Origin of the sequence: Clostridium sp. OM05-5BH (assembly GCF_003481505.1) — a bacterium.
GTDB classification, from domain to species: Bacteria; Bacillota; Clostridia; order Lachnospirales; family Lachnospiraceae; genus Otoolea; species Otoolea fessa.
The window spans coordinates 470,323-488,947 of record NZ_QULJ01000002.1 but is presented as its reverse complement, the minus strand read 5'-3'; the positions used below and the strand labels follow the sequence as shown (position 1 = coordinate 488,947).

The 18,625-nt window shown below is 38.0% G+C and carries 18 protein-coding genes and 2 pseudogenes; all 20 read right to left on the bottom strand.

Annotated features, from left to right (window positions below; translation table 11 throughout):
* The coding region (locus DXB70_RS04650) for a hypothetical protein (RefSeq protein WP_147354040.1) at positions 1–459 on the bottom strand (459 nt) is incomplete at its 3' end.
* A gap of 575 nt (positions 460–1,034) precedes the next feature.
* Positions 1,035–2,108: an acyltransferase gene (locus DXB70_RS04645; protein WP_118472797.1), complete on the bottom strand. Its 1,074-nt coding sequence runs from the start codon at positions 2,106–2,108 to the stop codon at positions 1,035–1,037.
* Positions 2,086–2,727, bottom strand: coding sequence for a Coenzyme F420 hydrogenase/dehydrogenase, beta subunit C-terminal domain (locus tag DXB70_RS14535; RefSeq protein ID WP_279221338.1), 642 nt, complete (start codon positions 2,725–2,727; stop codon positions 2,086–2,088). Before DXB70_RS14535 ends, DXB70_RS04645 begins: the two co-directional genes overlap by 23 nt.
* 108 nt (positions 2,728–2,835) lie before the next feature.
* Complete coding sequence (locus DXB70_RS04635; RefSeq protein WP_118672744.1) at positions 2,836–3,279, bottom strand: 4Fe-4S dicluster domain-containing protein; 444 nt, start codon at positions 3,277–3,279, stop codon at positions 2,836–2,838.
* A 5-nt stretch (positions 3,280–3,284) separates the two neighbouring features.
* Positions 3,285–4,703 carry an oligosaccharide flippase family protein gene (locus DXB70_RS04630; protein ID WP_182431322.1) on the bottom strand — a complete coding sequence of 473 codons (1,419 nt, stop codon included), beginning with the start codon at positions 4,701–4,703 and terminating at the stop codon, positions 3,285–3,287.
* Position 4,704: 1 nt separating this feature from the next.
* Entirely contained in the window at positions 4,705–5,775 is a 1,071-nt protein-coding gene (locus tag DXB70_RS04625) for a polysaccharide pyruvyl transferase family protein (RefSeq protein ID WP_118472794.1), read from the bottom strand.
* Positions 5,772–7,046 carry an O-antigen ligase family protein gene (locus DXB70_RS04620; RefSeq protein ID WP_118472793.1) on the bottom strand — a complete coding sequence of 425 codons (1,275 nt, stop codon included), beginning with the start codon at positions 7,044–7,046 and terminating at the stop codon, positions 5,772–5,774. The genes DXB70_RS04625 and DXB70_RS04620 overlap by 4 nt, the downstream gene beginning before the upstream one ends.
* Positions 7,047–7,082: 36 nt before the next feature.
* Entirely contained in the window at positions 7,083–8,309 is a 1,227-nt protein-coding gene (locus DXB70_RS04615) for a glycosyltransferase (RefSeq protein WP_118472792.1), read from the bottom strand.
* Positions 8,303–9,442 carry a glycoside hydrolase family 99-like domain-containing protein gene (locus tag DXB70_RS04610; protein WP_118472791.1) on the bottom strand — a complete coding sequence of 380 codons (1,140 nt, stop codon included), beginning with the start codon at positions 9,440–9,442 and terminating at the stop codon, positions 8,303–8,305. The genes DXB70_RS04615 and DXB70_RS04610 overlap by 7 nt, the downstream gene beginning before the upstream one ends.
* Before the next feature lie 16 nt (positions 9,443–9,458).
* Positions 9,459–9,731, bottom strand: a complete 273-nt coding sequence (locus DXB70_RS04605; protein WP_182431321.1) for a DapH/DapD/GlmU-related protein — start codon at positions 9,729–9,731, stop codon at positions 9,459–9,461.
* Positions 9,732–9,963: 232 nt separating this feature from the next.
* Complete coding sequence (locus DXB70_RS04595) at positions 9,964–10,515, bottom strand: acyltransferase (RefSeq protein ID WP_270497559.1); 552 nt, start codon at positions 10,513–10,515, stop codon at positions 9,964–9,966.
* Positions 10,478–11,671 carry a glycosyltransferase gene (locus DXB70_RS04590; RefSeq protein ID WP_118472788.1) on the bottom strand — a complete coding sequence of 398 codons (1,194 nt, stop codon included), beginning with the start codon at positions 11,669–11,671 and terminating at the stop codon, positions 10,478–10,480. Before DXB70_RS04590 ends, DXB70_RS04595 begins: the two co-directional genes overlap by 38 nt.
* Before the next feature lie 4 nt (positions 11,672–11,675).
* Entirely contained in the window at positions 11,676–12,413 is a 738-nt protein-coding gene (locus tag DXB70_RS04585) for a WecB/TagA/CpsF family glycosyltransferase (RefSeq protein WP_118472787.1), read from the bottom strand.
* A 4-nt stretch (positions 12,414–12,417) separates the two neighbouring features.
* Positions 12,418–13,077, bottom strand: coding sequence for an SIS domain-containing protein (locus DXB70_RS04580; RefSeq protein ID WP_118472786.1), 660 nt, complete (start codon positions 13,075–13,077; stop codon positions 12,418–12,420).
* A 20-nt stretch (positions 13,078–13,097) separates the two neighbouring features.
* Positions 13,098–14,429 carry a D-glycero-beta-D-manno-heptose 1,7-bisphosphate 7-phosphatase gene (gmhB, locus tag DXB70_RS04575; RefSeq protein ID WP_118672743.1) on the bottom strand — a complete coding sequence of 444 codons (1,332 nt, stop codon included), beginning with the start codon at positions 14,427–14,429 and terminating at the stop codon, positions 13,098–13,100.
* A 4-nt stretch (positions 14,430–14,433) separates the two neighbouring features.
* Positions 14,434–15,435, bottom strand: a complete 1,002-nt coding sequence (locus DXB70_RS04570) for a kinase (protein WP_118472784.1) — start codon at positions 15,433–15,435, stop codon at positions 14,434–14,436.
* A gap of 33 nt (positions 15,436–15,468) precedes the next feature.
* A pseudogene (locus tag DXB70_RS04565) lies at positions 15,469–15,702 on the bottom strand (sugar nucleotide-binding protein); the annotation flags it as partial.
* Positions 15,684–16,055, bottom strand: a pseudogene (locus DXB70_RS04560) (sugar phosphate nucleotidyltransferase); the annotation flags it as partial. The pseudogenes DXB70_RS04560 and DXB70_RS04565, both read right to left, overlap by 19 nt.
* Before the next feature lie 19 nt (positions 16,056–16,074).
* The gene (locus tag DXB70_RS04555) at positions 16,075–17,325 is read right to left on the bottom strand and encodes a nucleotide sugar dehydrogenase (protein ID WP_270497555.1); all 1,251 of its coding nucleotides are present in this window, start codon (positions 17,323–17,325) and stop codon (positions 16,075–16,077) included.
* Between the two features lie 20 nt (positions 17,326–17,345).
* Positions 17,346–18,395: an NAD-dependent epimerase/dehydratase family protein gene (locus tag DXB70_RS04550; protein WP_118672742.1), complete on the bottom strand. Its 1,050-nt coding sequence runs from the start codon at positions 18,393–18,395 to the stop codon at positions 17,346–17,348.
* Positions 18,396–18,625 lie beyond the last annotated feature (230 nt).

Below are 18,625 nucleotides of genomic sequence, written 5' to 3'. Positions count from 1 at the left end.
ACAGGGGTACATTTGAACCGTAATATTCAAAATATCGAATTTTTGCATTTCATTCTCAAAAATATTAGAAATTCCTGCAATAAAATGTAACGCTATTTCTTTTCCTGTTTCATCAAAGCTCTTCATTTCATCGACAATTTTATTATACATCAAAGTAAATCCAACAATATCGATTTTAAATAGGATCCCATATAGTTTATATCTCAACATATTCCCACATACTGGATTTGAAAATTGAATTAATTTATTATATGATGTTTTCAATAAATGTGTCACATTAGAGGCGAAATATTTGCCCGCGTAATAGATTGTTTCTCCCGCAATGTTTGGTTTTGGCATCAATGGGTAATATCTATAGCTATGTAACCAAATGTGTATCTCCATTATCATATTCGACAACATACGGATAGAACAGTGGAACACCATAACGAATGCACTTTCGTATGCTCTCTTTAGCAAATTCTAATCTCCTGCTATACACATACTTACAGAGCGGTATAACTTCATTGATATCAACTTCTTTTATCTGCCAATTCGATGATGTTGGAAATTGCGACTCAAAAGTTCCAACAAGCCATCGGATTTCCTCACCTGTACAACGTCTAAAAGCTAAAATGTTTCGCATTATTATATTCCTTATGAATATTTGTAAACATGGAGCCAATTGAAATATCGGATTATTGTATTGAAATATACCTAAAGACTATCTTCTAAAGAACTTTTCCAAACTTATTCCTTTATTTCTTTAGTTAGTTATGAATGTGCTATTTATTGCAAAGAACGTGATGCTTTAGCCGGAGGTGTCCAGACACACTCCCGTTGCCTGCCGTCCGCCACGTAGAGGCAGCATTTTCGGACGGCGTAGCCATGCTTACACATGGCATTTTTGATGTTCTTACCTTTACAGGTATTTTCACACAGTCATATAATATAGTTGATTTTATGCGGACTAGCCAACAAACGAGGTGATTATTCTCTTTTCAGGCAGGATTTTAACCCCCTCAGTGAAATGGACGCACGAGTCAAATTTCTAATTAAATCTTTCCGAAGTATACCTTGTAAATAGGATTTAAATAACACTTAATCACATTAATTACAGTAACACTTATTACAATAGTCATTATTGTGCCAATCACAATAGCCAAAGGTATCGTAACCCGATTCTTCAAAATAATAGACAGGGTTGATACAATCCAAGGATTATGAATCAAATAAATATCATACGACATATCACCAATATATTCAATCGGCTTATATTTATCCGTTATAATTAACCATTTGGACAAGGCTAACACTAATGCCAAAAAAGAGAGTCTTATTGCAAGAAATTCCAATCCTTGCCAAATAGCTCTAGCATATAGTCCCATAAAACACTTAAGATCAATATAATACCATCTAATAATACACATTGAAAGAACAAGAGCTGCAATAGCAACTATATTCCACTTCACTACAAATCCATTGTGTAGCCTCGTGTAAAGCAGCCTTCCAAACAGCATCCATGGAAAATACATAATAGTATTATTAAGAATCGTCCATCGTTCCAAATCAATTAGCATCCATGCATAGGACTTTATAAAAGTGGCCAATAGCAACATACTTATTACAAAAGGGAGCCTCACAAATCTATCATCATAAAGTAAAAACATTAAAGCCATTAAAAAAAACATTGCATAGACAAACCAAAGTGATTCATAATATACATTTCTATATAAAACGATATCAACAATGATTTGAACCAGACTTTTAACTCTTCCCTTAGCTAATGCCAAGGTTGCTTGTTTCAGCACTTCAATATGGCTTCCCAACCATATCAAAATCGCAAATGAAAAGGAAAAAGTCGTATAAGGAACTATTAATTGACAAAACTTCTTCTTAAGAAACAGAAAAATGCCGTTCTTCCTATACTTACATTTCTTTTTTTCAAAAAGCCAACCTGAAATTACAAAAAAAACAACAACATGGACTGTGTTAATGATCGTCAATAAGGTATTCAATTCGTTCGAAAGCGAAAAACACTTCATGACATGGTGTATAACAACTAACACTATTGCAATTCCTCTAAGGATTTGTATCACAGCTCTCTCATCCGCTTTTTCTATCTTCATTGTACCATTTCTTTCTTAATCTATTTTTCATGTTACATATTTTATGGTAGATACTATACCGTATCCCACCATACGGAGTGAATCTGATGAGTGTCTCCAAATATCCTCTTTTTTGGAACCACTTCCAGAATTCCTCGTAATCATTTGGCTTCTCCGGTCCATGCACAAGAACACCATTTGATTTTTCCAAAACATTGTACTCAATCTCCAAAGAATTCACATCATTACAAATTGAGTTCCAAACTTCTCTTCCAAAAGATGTATTTATAAGCACAAGAGAAACCCCATCCTTACTATCAAACTCTTTTGTTATCTCATGTACTCCCCAGCAATCTCCAATGGTTATATCTGCACATCGCTTTCTTCCTATATATCGACATTCAAAACAACTCTGCCGCACATTATAATGTGACCTATACAATTTCTCTAGGTCTTGGAACAGAGTTTCATTGTACAGATGCATTCCATTTTTTAGATCGGCGCTGTGAATGTAATATTGCCCCCAACCACCACTTTCGTCTCGAAATAAATAATTACACACTGCATCTTTATAATTCAATTCAATTTGTTTGAGATGATTTTGAAAGATCATTGGACTTGGAACACCATAGCAGAGTATTTCTAATAAAAAAGGTTGTCACAATTTGCTTTCTTTTCACAAAAAGATTTAACTGCTGATACCTGACACGGGGTTCCAGAGAAAAGAACCATTTTTTTTGTTTTCAAATCATCTATTATTGCATATAAAAACTAAACGAATATCACTTTGGACATATTTACTTCCCCGAAGCATAGTAACTTGTTGCTTTGTTGAAGCACGATGATGTGTAACTCTCATACTATCATCAAATGCCGCACCATAAACAACACCATCATGCTGAATCACATATGTAGCAATGGCAAAAAATAGACCGCCCGATGTGCTTTTTCTTCGCTCTTGTTCATCTATAAGATATGCTATATATGCTGTATTTTTCTCCTTAACCTTATTATGCTCCGAGTTTAATATCGGACAAACATCCAAGCACTTACCACAGTAAACACAAGCATTAATTTTCGGGTACCAATACCCCCCCCGTGTATCCAATTCTATGGCATGTACTGGGCATACTGCTTCACACGCCATACACCCGCAACAGGACGCACCAACCAATGATATATTCTCGCTCACTTTTGTTAACTCCTTTTTTTCTTTATTAAGCCCAACACAACATCTTTATATATTGCAAACAAAGCAATCGTAACGATACAAAATAGTGCATACCTCGGCATGATCGTTCTATACAAAATTTTTGATAATATACCATATAATGCAACCACGCCAAACCATCCAAAAATCTTCAAATCATTGTATAAGTGAATATTCAGCATATGCCTTGTTATATATAAATGAATTAAGTAAAGCACCAAATATGCAATTAGGGTTGTATATGCCGCGCATGTAAATCCAAAAAACGGTACTAATGCAACATTTAATCCCAAATTGATAGCTGCTGCAATAATTGTTCCAAGCGAAGTAAATTGAGTCTGTTTATGGTGAACTTCAATAATAATATAATGACTAAACAGAAATTGTGCTAAAAGTCCCAAAACAATCGGGAAAATACAATCCTGACCTGAGATATATTTTTCTCCCCCTAAAATCATTATCGCTTCTGGACCAACTGTAATACACCCGATGCATATGTATGAAACAAAAGCATTCAACGGAGTAATGTTTTTATTTATCAGATCGCAGCGCCTTTCATTATATATGTCATGAAACCATGGATTCCAGCTCTCATTAATTGCATTTAAGATAATATTTATCAGCATTGCATATTGATAAATCAGACTATATATACCAGCAGCCTCGCTTCCACACACTTTATTAATCACTATACGGTCTGACTGAGTTAACACATTCAAAGATATGGTATGGAAAATCAAAGGCATTGAAATGCGAAGCCCATATTTCCAATAATCTAAGTTAATACAAAATGCTCTTTTTCTTGTTTGTAAGATAACAATCCAAACGGCAAGTAATAGAGATGGAACAACAAATCCAAGGATTTTTGCATAATAACGGTTTTCTTTAATGATGCCAAGGAAAAGAAATGTAAAAAGCACAGTTCCAACAGTAGTAAATAATGTTATGAAAATATTTTTCTTATAATCATAACAATATCTATTCTCACTTTGAGAAATATTAATTGTCCCGCCTGAGAAAAGATATATCAACAAAAGCAGAATCAAAGCAGGATTTAGATCCAAAAATTTTGCTACCGGTGATAGAAATAAAATTGCAACTACTGATAATACTCCTGTAATCAGATAAGATAAAGTATGTGTTGCCCCCACATATCTAGTAAACTGTCCCGGAAAATCAATCTTGGCTCTGGAATGGCTATATGAAAGATTAGCAGTACATAATATCAAAAAAATCGAATACCACGATGAGAATGTCGCTGCAATTCCATAGTCTGATGTTGACATCATTCGCGTGAAAATAGGTGTTGTAATTATCGAAATTGACTTTGCCGCAATAGCAGATAGTGAATACCATACACCTGCCTTAAATGCATTCTCAATTCCTGCTTTCTTATTTTCGTTCATATTAGTGTTCACCATAATAATCTACATTATCTGCAAGACTCTTTTGCAAATATGCCATTGAGAAATCAACCAGTTTCTTCATACTCTGATTCACTTCTTGATAATCTATTGTTACTGCTTGAAGGTAAGTCTCTATAGATTCCTTGCCATCATAAAATTTCCGTTGTATTCTCGCATCATTTAATAGACTCTCAATTTTAGCTCTCTTATCTGGTCTACTACATAAAATCATTTGCTTATTATTCTTAATAGAAAAAACTGTACCATGAAATGAATCAGTCAAAACATATGTAGCCTTCCTGAACGAACATATCCATTGTTCAAATGATGCTGCTGTGTAAGATCTATATGCCCATTTACAATATCTCCCTACTGCAATAATCTTGAGCCCATGATCTTTTGCAAATAACTGGATTTGCTTTTGATATATGCTCCAATCCGAAAATGTATAAATTAAAATATAATCTTTCTCATCCCATCTGGTACTAATATCAACAAAATCATACAAAAGTGTTGGATCTAAGACTTCCACTGCATCTATGCCAACATTATTTTTTAGTAACCGCTTAGTATTCTCGTCCCTAACAGATACATTTGAGAATTGTCGTAAAGAATCTATACATTCTTTACTTAATTTATAATTAGGATTTAAATCTTCACAACTAGGTGCGTAAGAAACTTTCTTTGTTTTCTTGATCCCAACACCCATATATATTTTTTCAAACAGCTTATGATTAACATTAAAGATTGCATCACTTCCAAATATCACACAATCCAGTCCTAAACTATCAACATCCTCTCCTTTACGAATAACAATTGATTCATTAAAGTATTTATTTACTTCCCAGAAATTTTTTACACGCCATAGACATTTCAAATATAAAACCGGATGATGCTTTGCACGCTCAACATTTAAATTAGTTCCTATATTGACTTTCTCAAATCCATTGGTTTTATAATTTACCATCTGGACCGTATGCCCCAAATGAGACACAACTTGATTTAGCGCGTAAGCCTGGGCTTTTGCACCATAATTTGCTCCATAATACCATGTTAGTATGCCAATTTTCATAGTCTACAGACTCCTTTCTTATTCAAATACCAGTAATGTTCCGTAATTGTCGCAAAAATTATATATGGAACCAATGTTGGAATTTCATAAAGACATGTGCCAGTTATTCCATATAACAGAAAGAAAGTCTGGTAAATAAGCGAAATAATTAAATGCTTTTCAGCGTTTTCAGATAAAAACACTTTCTCTCTACGGATTTCTTTGATAAGTACAATATTTTTAACATAAGCATTAAAAAAGAAAAGAATGAATATCGTTGTGCCAATCAGTCCCGTTTCAACATAAAGCTGAAGGTATATGTTATGTACATGGGCTCCGAAATAACGATAAAAAGACCACCATCCTGTTCCAAACATCTTATTCCCACTGGCAAACGCTGTTGCAATTCCCCAAACTATATATCGACCATTGGATATGCCACCCTCACCATTAGCCGATTCCTCAAAACGTCTTAAAAATTCAAAAGCATCCGGCATAAAATAGCTAAGAAAGTATGCCGCCAGTAAAACACCAATTATTAATGCCATAATTTTTGTTATTCTTTTAGTTGGCGTATTACTATTATAAAAGTAGTACGCTAAGAAAGCTCCAGCTCCAGTAAAAAGTATATGAGCGCGCTTATTTGTCAAGAGAAGAACTAAAAACATAAGTACGACAAATATGACTTTCAACAATTTTTTTCTCACATTTTGGCAACCGCTCAAAGGTACTAAGCTCCCCATCGCTATGCATACTCCCATTGCAACATACATTCCATTAAAACTATAATGTGCTGTAAATCCATTGGAATAATACGCACTCAATCCCATATGGCTGGTATCGTTAATTGAAGATATGAAAGGATATATGATCAAATCATAGAACCCTTTACTAGAAAATGACAACAATGTCATCAGTGCATAAAAAACGCCCAACATAAGCATCAATTTCAACGAACTCTTAATCCAATAATCACCTCGATATGCAGAGATTGAAAATAGCACTATTTCACAAAACACCAATTCATAGCCATTACTTCCATTGCTAAGGTTTTGATTATTAAACAAAAGGACAACTGCTATCATTGCAACACTCATAACCATGTACAATGAAGGTGTCTTAACTAGTTTGAAAAATGCTGTAATACCAAATACGACGCATCCCAAAAAGAGTATACGCCACATAATAGTACCAGAAATAAGCCCACCCCAACTCTGTTGCGATAGCGCATACAAAAGCAAGGCTATCAACAACACAATTTTAGGTGTATTTATGCTGACTTTAATTTTCATAATTCGCCTCCTTTACTACGCTTCGATCATTCCATGTTATAATTCCTTGCACAAATACATATACCGTCTCAAAGATCCTTCAACATCAAACAACTGTTTCATAAATTCTCTTGATTTAATAGAAACCGTTTCAGTGTCAATCTCACCACTATACAATTGTCGAATAATTTTATTATAAGTTTCTGCATCATTACAATGGAAGTATGTTGACCCATTTTCAGCCGGAATACCTTCAATCCCTATATCATTTGTCAACACTGGAATTCCTGATGACATGGCCTCTAATATTTTGACTTTTATTCCTGCTCCTAGAACTAATGGAGCTACCAAGCACATGGAAGATTCAAAATACGGAAGTGTATCATTAACAAATCCAGTAATCACAATACGGTCGGACTTAAATCTTTTTAATTCCTCTGGCGGTTTACTACCTACAATAACGAAACGAACATCTAAATCATTCAATAAGGGCATCACATTCTCTATGAACCAAATTGCGCTTAAATAGTTTTCTGGGCGAGACATGGCTCCAAAGAAAAGTATATCTCGGTTGTTAGATTTTCTTGCACACCCCGACATATTACTATAATAAGGAACAAGCCATTGAATTTTCTCTTCATTTACTCCGCACTTTATTAGCACTTCCTTGTTTTCAGCATTATGTGGAAGTATTAAGTCACACTCTCTCAAAGCATTCAGTTCCGTTTTCTTTTCATAAAGGTATTTATGTTTCCATAAAATCTTTTTTATTCCTTTAAAATACTTTGCTTTTCTTTTATAGCCAACAAATGTCACATCATGCTCAGAAGCGATTAGTTTAGCATCTGGAAATATCTTATGTATTCGAGAAGCTAGCACCACCGTATTTGTCCATTCTAAAATAATACAATCTGGCAAAAAACCCTCAACTTTCCAGTTAACTAATGTGTTTATGATTTCATTTGCACAATAATTTGAAATCAGATTGGCATTTTTGTTCCATGGATTATATGATGACTCAATGTTGCTAATTTTTTTAATTTTAGATTTTAGTGTTGGTTCAGTATAGATCACATGATGAACTATATCCTTTTGCTCATCTTCAATTTCCTTTTTTTTCCAAATATCCCCCCAACACACCAGTCTAATATTAAAATCAGCACTTCGCTTAAAACCATTTAGGTAATAATTAAAAGTCTGACCTCCCGCTGCGGGTGCTCCACTGTAGGGGGCATTAGAAGCAATCCAAATAATATTTTTCTGACTATTATATTTTTTTACCATGGAAACTCATCATTCTCCTTTAAAGCGTCTCTTACAGCTTCAAGATAACCATATTTGTTTTCTTCGTCCGGCTCCAGATAACCACCTTCTCCCCATTCATTCCATGCAAAAATAAACATCATATCCTTATGATAGACTTCTTTTGTCCGCTTAATCTGTGCCGAAAAATACTTTTTGAATTTTTCTGGATTTGCACCTATATAAACCTGTCCTCTCTCATGATATCTCGGACTGTTATCCCAATTTACAAATGCACATGGAATCGAATTATTGCCATGCGGTTTTCTAGTTAAAATGTCTTTCCACGCCTCATCATAACTAGGCCTTTGCATATTAGTCGCCTTCATTAAAAGATAATTGCCATGTCGCCGTAAATCCCAACCAAATTTTTTTTCACAGAAGTTCATAACATCTCTTCTTAGTCTTTTTATATTTGCAAATTTGTTCTTCCCCAAACTCTTTCTGGAGTTAATTGGTTCATATTCAATTTCAAAATCTATTTGGCTGTGATCTTTTCTATTGTCCAACATAAACTCCGCACTTTGGTTCATAAAAACCATACCAGGAAACCCTGCTTCGAATGCCAATTCTCTCCAATATTGCAGCATTTCACTGAGGCATTCTATTGATTCTGGTCGATAAATAATCAAAACAGGTTTCCCATCTATTTTTATATATCTATCATCTCTGAAAAACTGCAGGAGATATTTCCAATGCTCAAGCCACTCTTTTTTTTCACCATAAAATTGTGGCATAATCACTGTTTTTTTACCAGTCCACTCCATTGACCACGCTTCGTTTGCCCAGCAAAAACAGAATGGCAGATCCAATTCCGAATCGCCTAAAATCTGCTCACAAGGTTTCTCTAAAAGCATTTCTCCGTTAAACCAATAGTGGTAATAGCAGAAACCATAAATGCCATATTCTTTAGCCAAATCACGTTGCCATATCTTTGTTCTACGGTCCAATAAATTATAATAATTGTTATCCAGTGGAATCTTAGGTTGAATATGTCCCTCAAATAGTGATTTCGCATTTTTTACATTATCCCACTCTGTAAATCCTTCGCCCCAGTATTTGTCATTTAATGGAATTTGATGATACTGAGGTACAAAAAAAGCAATTGTTTTCATCCTATCTGCTCCTATGTCAATCTATATATTTTTTTTCAAATGTCTCAACGCAACCTATCCTTTTTGCCGGGTTTCCTGCGTATATTCCATTTGGATCTGTTTTTCCCTTAATCACAGTCCCCCCACACACAATACAATTGTCACATATAACTGTTCCCGGCAAAATCATTGTTTCTGCACCGATAAAAACATTATTTCCGATTTTAACAGATTTCCTTATTGATGTTTTCACTTTATCTTCTTTACAAATAACTCTAGCTGCGTGTTTAATACTAAAATCATGAACCAATATTTTTACCCCAAAAGAAATGGTGACGTCTTTTCCTATCTCTATTAAATCATATTGCGAACTATCAAAAACACAGTTGGACTAATCCATGTTTGCTCGCAATTTTTCGTATCAATCTTTATTCCAAGCCAATTTAAATATTTGGGATAGAATTTCACATAAGCCTTTCTTGATATTTTATCCAGACACCAGAAGAACACATTTAATGACTTTTTAATATATATTTTTACACTCATAGATTTTCCCTTCTATATTTGATGTGTTTGGCCGGATTCCCCCCTACAATACTGTATGGCTCAACGTTCTTGGTCACAACTGAACCTGCGGCTATAATTGCTCCTGTTCCTATATGGACTCCTGGCATAATCAACACCCTTCTCCCAATCCACACGTCATCATCTATATATACAGGTTTCATCTCCGTATATCCTTGCTGAATCATTGGAATATCAGTTTCATCGTGACGGTGATTATGAGTATAGATAGCTACCTCCGGTCCCAACATAACATCTCTTCCAATTTTAACTGGACCATATAGATCAGATCGAAATCCAACGGTTGAATTATCACCGATTTCAAATTCCTCTCCAAATACGACATACTGTTCTATATTGACGTTCTTGCCAGTATTTTTGGCAATTTTTTTTAGGAAGAAATATCTAATTTTCATGCATATTTTTGAATAACAGGATCTAGGCAGCCATTGTCCAAAAAGTGCATAAAACACTCTCCAAACTTTAGCCGAACTAAAACTTCTTTCTTCTGTTCCTATCCGTATTTTCACTTTCCCATACTCCTATTCTATTTTCAATGTACGCCAGAATATTTTGAGCGCGCACACTCAATGTCAAATTTTCTGCTTTTTTTATTGCGGCTTCTGACATTTTTTCTCTACTAATAGGGTCTGAAACAAGTTTTTGAATTGCTTCATGAATTTCATCGACATCAACTGGATTTACTCTAATAGAGCATTCCGCATCCAAAATATCATCATTAAATGCTCTATTTGATGATATTATCGGTAATCCACAAGCCATTGCTTCAACGATTGCGTTACTACATCCCTCATTCAACGTTGGTAACACAAAAATGTCTGCTGCACTATTAAACAGCGGTATTTCTTCTGGCTTTAAAGACTTTGCAAAAATACAATTATCGCCATAGGGACTCTGCTCACCTTTCCCCGCACATATTAACCTTGCACCTCTAACCGTTTTCATAGCTTCGCACACTCGCAGAATCCCTTTTCGCTCGTTGAATGCACCAACAAATCCTACTAGCACTTCATTTTTTGGTAATCCAAAGTAATCGCGTGCATAAGTCTTATTATATTTTCTAAACCTATCTCCATTAATTCCATTTGGAAAGACTTCCACTTTATCATCTTCAAGAACACCTGCATCAACTATCCATCTTTTTAGATATGTTGAAACAGCTATAACTCCTGCAATATCTTTTAGTTCTTCCTTTGCCCTTTCTGCTCCAAACTGTTCTATTGTATTATGTGACTCACCTAACGCAAAGAAAGCAGGAATTTTGAACGTATCACTTAATCTTGCCACAGCAATACCGGACGGTGCCATGAAATGTCCATATATAACATCTGGTTTTTCTGTGAATGATCTAATTACGCGTTCCGCTGCTTTTTCTAAGAAAAAAGTCGTTATTCCAACTGGGCTTCTTCCCAAAACATAATGCGATTGACCAAGCCCTGCTGTTTTTGGCCAGTATATATCAATAGATTTCTTCTTTTCTGTATATTCTCTGGTGTGATAAGGTATCTGCAAATACTTCCTATTCAAATTTACGGGCAAAGGACATATCACGGTTACCTTTTTCCCCATATCTGCAAATTCCCAAGCAAGTTGCTGCAAAAAAACAAGCATATATGGTTCAAATTCATTTGGATATTTATTTACAACAAAACATATATTTTCCATGTCATTACCTATATTTTCTTATCAAATTGACAATCTTTATGTCGTTTATAAAGTATCTCTTAAACATCCGTTTTGGTTCTTGCAAGAAGCGATAAAACCACTCCAAACCATGCTCACTCATCCAGCGTGGTGCACGTTTCACATTTCCAGCAAGGAAGTCAACCGTTGCGCCTGCACATACTGAAACTTTTGCATCATACTTTCCGATATTCTCATAAATCCATTTTTCCTGTTTAGGACATCCAAAGCACGCAATCAGCAAATCAGGTTTCACATCAGAAATCATTTGATTAATATGATTTAACTCTTTCTCATCCTTTTCAAATCCAAATGGGGGCGCATAAGTTCCGACGATTTGAATCTTCGGATGTTTGCTTTCTAATTTTTCTTTCGCCTGTGCCGCAATGCCATCTTTTCCGCCAATAATAAAGATTTTATATCCTTTTTCAGCCGCAGCTTCACAAAGCAGTGGAACCAAATCAGACCCCGAAATTTTCGCTTTTAACGGCTTGCCATGCATTTTAGAAATCCATACCAACGGCTTGCCGTCTACCAGCACCATATCAGCTCTATCAACGACCTTCTTTAGGTATGGATCATCTTCTATTTTCATAACAACATCCACATTGATTGCCACAATGTAGGATTTTTTATCTGCAGTAATCATCTGCTCAATGGCTTCTACCGTCTCCGACATTGTGACATTGTTTATGTATGTGTTAAGCAATGGTTGTTTTTCCATCACATCAGTTCTCCCAAAAAAATTCATCTTCCAACATTAAGCACAAGCAATGGTAAACCGGAAGATGGAATTCCTGAATCATATAGGTCTCTATCTGAGGCACTTTGATACACACATCACTCATCTGCTCAAGCTTGCTGCTTTTTGCCCCTGTCAGACCGATTACTTTCATACCCTTTGCATGAGCAGTTGTCGCTGCATACAAAACTTTTTTACTGTTACCACTTGTTGAAATGCCAAGGAACACATCACCCGTTTTGCCATAGCCATTTACCTGCTGTGCAAAACAAAGAAGTGGCTCACAATCATTCATATAGGCCGTAGATAATGCCGGATGGCCATCCAAGGCAATCGCAGGGAGTGCCCCCTGCAAGTTTTCAGCCAAAACAGCTCCTAATTCTGTATTTGTCTGAATTAACTTGTCTGCAAAATCCGACTGCGGTTTTCTTGGAAGTTTGAATCCTTTCATCAATTCCCCAACGATATGCTCTGCATCCGCTGCAGATCCACCATTTCCAGCAACCAACAGTTTTCCGCCATTTTTATATGAATCTTCTAATATCTGATATGCCCTTGCAATATCATCTTCTACAATCTTCAATGCCGGATAACGTTCACAAAGCAAATCAATATGTTTTTTTATATTTTCTTTTAGCTCTATCATTTTTATACTCCGCAATTTTTTCACAAGGATATCTTCACAAACGCCAACAGAGAATCAACCATCATCATTTGACCGTAGTTTTCGTCACCATTTCCAATTAACACAGTTTTACACCCAGCGTTGATTCCAGCCTTAATATCATTCTCTCCGTCACCAATCATCCAAGATTGAGACAAATCAATATTAAAGTCTTCGGCTGCTTTCAATAGCATCCCTGGCTTTGGCTTTCGGCAGTCACAATCAATCTTCAATTCCGGACGCTCCCCCTCATATCCCTTATGAGGATGATGCGGACAATAATAGATTGCATTCAGATATGCGCCCTCCTTGCCGAGAAGCGTTTCCATCTTGTTGTGAATTTCTTCTAACTCGTCAAATGATACTTCACCACGAACAATTACAGGCTGATTAGTTGCGACGATTGCAAGATATCCCGACTCATTAATTTTGCGAATCGCTTCTGCAACTCCATCTATCAACTCAAAATCATCAATGTTCCGAAGGAAACCAACATATTTATTAATCGTTCCATCTCGGTCAAGGAATATCGCCTTCTGCTTATTTTTCAGATTCTTTCCTGTAACGCGCCCTTCTCGATAATCAGCGCACACAGAATAGTACCTATCCGGTGTTCCCATATCCTTAACATATTCCGGGCTGTCGTAACAGAACATCTTTCCTGTTCCAGCAAGAGGCTTCAACAACCGGCGATCCAAGTCCACTTTTACGGGTTTTCCGTCACCACCAATTTTTCCAACAGCTTCGGCATCAATCTTGGAAAGTGCTAATACTTTTGGGTTAATGACATGAAGCCCCGCATTCACGCGGTTTCGATAATACTTCGGCCTTTCATCCTCTTTTGCAAGCCATTTTTCAACCGCACCATTTTTATTTGCAACAATCAGCCCGCTATCATACGGATGGCTATTAGGATGAGTAAAAAGTGTAACCAGTCCACCATGTCGCTTGTGATACTCAACAAATCTGTTAAAGTCCACATCAAACATAGCATCAGCATTCAAAAGCAGAAAATCTTCTGCTAATTTGTCTTTAATCTTGAACAGTGCACCCGCATTACCCAGTGGTTCTTGTTCAAAATAATATTCAATATGTGCACCAAGCGGCTGCCCTGTCACTGGTGAGTTTCCAGAACCATCACCAAAATAATCCATGATGATATTTCCAAGATGACTCACAGTAATAAGAATGTCATCGAAGCCCTGCTCTTTCAGACATTCAATCTCTCGTTCCAAAACAGGAATGCCCTCAATTTTTATCATTGGCTTTGGAATGTCACTCGCCACGGAAGAAATACGAATTCCCTTTCCACCCGCCATAATTACTACTTTCATATTCTCAGTTCCTCGGTGTATAATCTTCTGGTGTATAGTGGATCACTCTTGTACCGCCATCCTCAAACTTAAATGGGATGTACAGCAAATCTCTCATTGCCCAGCGCACTGCGTCCTGACGCTCCGGTTGTACATAGAATACAAGAAAACCGCCACCACCTGCACCGAGCAACTTTCCTCCCAAAGCACCAGCAGCCATCCCCTTTGCATACAGTTCATCAATACTGTTTGTTGACACAGCCGAGCCAGTCTGCCGCTTTAACTTCCAAGTATGGTCAAGCAGCCGTCCAAAATCATCCAAATCGCTTTCTTTATCCGTCAAAACCCGCTCTGCATCATCTACCAAAGAAAGCATCTCTTTCAGCTGTGCTGTTTTATCCGTCTTTCCTGCTGCGTTTGCCTTCTGTACGTCAGAAGAGAAGCGGGTAAAGCCAGTGAAAAACATCATTAAGTTTTGGTTGAGCTGTTTCTTTCTTTCCGATGAGATGATTACCGGAAGAACTTCATAACCATCTGCATTAAAGTTGATGCGATTAAATCCACCAAAAGATGCTGCAATTTGATCCTGCCATCCGCCTGCTTCATGGCAAAGGTTGCGTTCCAGATAGATTGCTTCATCTGCCAACTTCTTCTTATCTGCATATTTCCCTTTTAATGCATAAAAGGCGTTCAGCATACCAACTGCAAATGAGCTTGATGTGCCAAGACCTGAACGGGCAGGCAGATCCGCTTCATAAGTGAGACGAATCTCGTGCATGTCTAACATCTTCATTGCATTTCGGATAGCCGGATGCTGGATGTCATTGATGTCAGTTACTCGCTCTGTTTTCGAGTAAGATAATTCTGTAGAGTAGTCAAAAAAACGCGGCAGATGACGCACATTTACATAACAATATTTGTCAAATGTGGTGGACAAAACCGCACCACCATTATCTTTGAAAAAACTTTCCATATCTGTTCCACCACCGAAGAAAGACATACGAAACGGTGTTTTTGTAATAATCATTTATTTTCTCCTTATTGCGCATTTTATATAAAATCAAAACTGCTCGATTTCTTTCAGATAACGGCTCAGCGCATCTTGCCAGGTCGGAAGCGGAGTAAATCCAGCTTCTACCAGCTTGCTCTTATCTAAGCGGCTGTTGAACGGGCGAGCAGCCTTGCTCAGACCGTACTCTGCCGTGGTCACCGGCAGGACTTCCGTCTTATATCCAGCCTGACGGTAGATTTCTTTCGTGAAATCATACCAGCTGATATAGCCGCCCTCATTGGTTTCTTTAATCCGTGACCCGCAAAGATGTTGTCGCCCAGAACCATTGCCACAGAATCATTGCCAATAAAATCAGCACCAATGATAAAGGCCTGTGCCAATCCATCCGGAGAAGGCTGAACAGCATAGGTCAAATTCACACCAAACTGGTGCCCATCACCCAGCAAGTTCTCGAAACGAGGAGTATCCTGTGGTGTGGAAATAATCAAAATGTCGCGGATGCCAGCGTTCATCAGAACGGACATCGGATAGTAAATCATCGGTTTATCAAAAATAGGTAAGAGCTGCTTGCTCGTAACTTTCGTCAACGGATACAGACGAGTGCCTGATCCTCCCGCTAAAATAATGCCTTTCATTCTGTATCCCTCGTCTTTCTTAATCTCTCTGGAAAATATCTCTCGTGTACACTTTCTCTTTCACATCATCCAGGCACTTATCATAGCGGTTTGCGATGATGGCCTGACTCTGCTTCTTGAACTCGTCCAGATCATTCACAACAACAGAACCAAAGAACTTCTCACCATTTTTCAATGTCGGCTCGTAGATAATAACCGTTGCACCCTTTGCCTTGATGCGTTTCATGACACCTTGGATACTGCTCTGGCGGAAGTTGTCGCTGTTGCTCTTCATGGTCAAGCGGTAAACACCAACAACGACTTCCTTCTCCTTGCTCTCATCCCAGCTATCATTTGCCTCATACGCACCAGCAATCTCCAACACACGGTCAGCGATAAAGTCTTTTCTTGTTCTGTTACTTTCAACAATAGCTTCGATCAGGTTCTCCGGCACATCAGCGTAGTTTGCCAGCAACTGCTTGGTATCTTTCGGCAGGCAATAGCCGCCGTAGCCAAAGGACGGATTGTTATAATGAGTACCAATACGAGGATCAAGGCAAACACCGTTAATGATTTGCTGGGTATTCAATCCCTTCATCTCGGCATAAGTATCCAGTTCATTGAAGTAGCTGACACGCAGAGCCAGATAAGTATTCGCAAAAAGTTTGACAGCTTCTGCTTCGGTAAAGCCCATAAACAGAGTGTCAATGTTCTCTTTAATTGCGCCTTCCTGCAGGAGTTCTGCAAAAGTGTGTGCCGCTTTCACCAAACGAGCATTATCCACATCTGTACCGACAATAATGCGGCTCGGATACAGGTTATCGTAGAGAGCCTTAGATTCACGCAGGAACTCTGGGCTGAAGATGATATTATCGCAGTGGAACTTTTCACGAACCGATGCAGTGTAACCAACCGGGATGGTACTCTTGATAACCATAATGGCTTCCGGGTTATACTCAATCACCAGTTTGATGACCGCTTCGACTGCGCTTGTGTCAAAGAAATTCTTCTTACTATCGTAATTTGTAGGTGCAGCAATGACCACGAAATCTGCATCGGAGTATGCTTCTTTTGCATCCAGAGTTGCAGTCAAATCCAACTCTTTTTCTGCCAGATATTTCTCAATGTATTCGTCCTGAATCTGAGACTTCTTATTGTTAATCATCTCCACTTTATCAGGAATAATATCCACTGCAGTCACCTTGTGGTGCTGAGATAACAACGTAGCAATGGAAAGACCCACATAACCAGTACCAGCCACAGCAATCTTCAAATCCTTAAACTCTCTCATTTCTTTATCCCTCTAATCTCTTATTTATAAAACTCAGCGTACCACTCAGCGAAATTTCTTAATCCGGTCCGCAGACTTGTGCTCGGCTTGTATCCGAAGTCACGCTCCAAAGCGCTCGTATCTGCATAAGTAACAGGCACATCGCCCGGCTGCATCGGAACCAGCTCCTTGTGTGCCTCGAAGTCATAATCCTCCGGCAACACTTTCGCACGAACCAGTTCCTCGCTCAGAATCTGCACGAAGTCCAGTAGATTTTCCGGATTCTGATTACCGATGTTGTAAACTGCATACGGCGGAATCGGCAGGCCGTCCTCACCATTCTTCTTGTCCGGAGCTTTCTTCATTACGCGGACAACGCCCTCAACAATATCGTCCACATAAGTGAAGTCGCGTTTGCAGTTGCCGTAGTTGAAGATCTTAATTGTTTCGCCCTTCACCAGCTTATTGGTGAAGCCGAAGTAAGCCATATCCGGGCGACCAGCAGGACCATACACCGTAAAGAACCGCAGACCGGTGGACGGGATGTTGTACAGCTTGGAATAAGCATGAGCCATCAGCTCATTGGATTTCTTGGTTGCCGCATACAGGGAAACCGGGTTATCTACCTTGTCATCCGTGCTGTACGGAACTTTCTTGTTGGAACCATAGACACTGGAAGAGGAAGCATACACCAGATGCTCCAAGCTCTCACAATGACGGCAGGCTTCCAGAATATTGAAAAAGCCGACCAGGTTGGATTCCACATAGGCATCCGGGTTGGTGATGGAGTAACGCACACCAGCCTGTGCTGCAAGGTTCACGACCACAGCAGGCTTATATTTCTCGAACAGCTCTGTGATCAATGCCTTGTCAGCGATGTTGCCTTTTACAAAAGTGAATGTGGGATACTTGGCCAGCTCATTCAAACGGAACTCTTTCAGGGCAACGTCATAGTAAGCATTCATGTTATCAATGCCGATGACCGTTGCAGAAGGAGCCTCCTGATAGATTCTTTTCACAAGGTTAGAGCCTATGAAGCCGGCTGCACCTGTGACTAAAATCGTTTTATTATCTAAAGTAACTGTGCTCATATGTATTCCTCCGTTTTGGTTAATTTCCTAATCTATGTACACATCTGCTCTTCACAGATAGTATTTCCTTTTTCCTCTTGCCGCTCACACGGCTAAGTGTTTTCTTATGCTGTCGTACCCTTTTGCCGCAGCAATCAAATCTTTTCTCGGTATTTCGTCCATTTTCCTGCATATCATTATCCAGACAGGTTCACTCAATAAAATCAGTTGCACCTTTCACTACTTTTCTC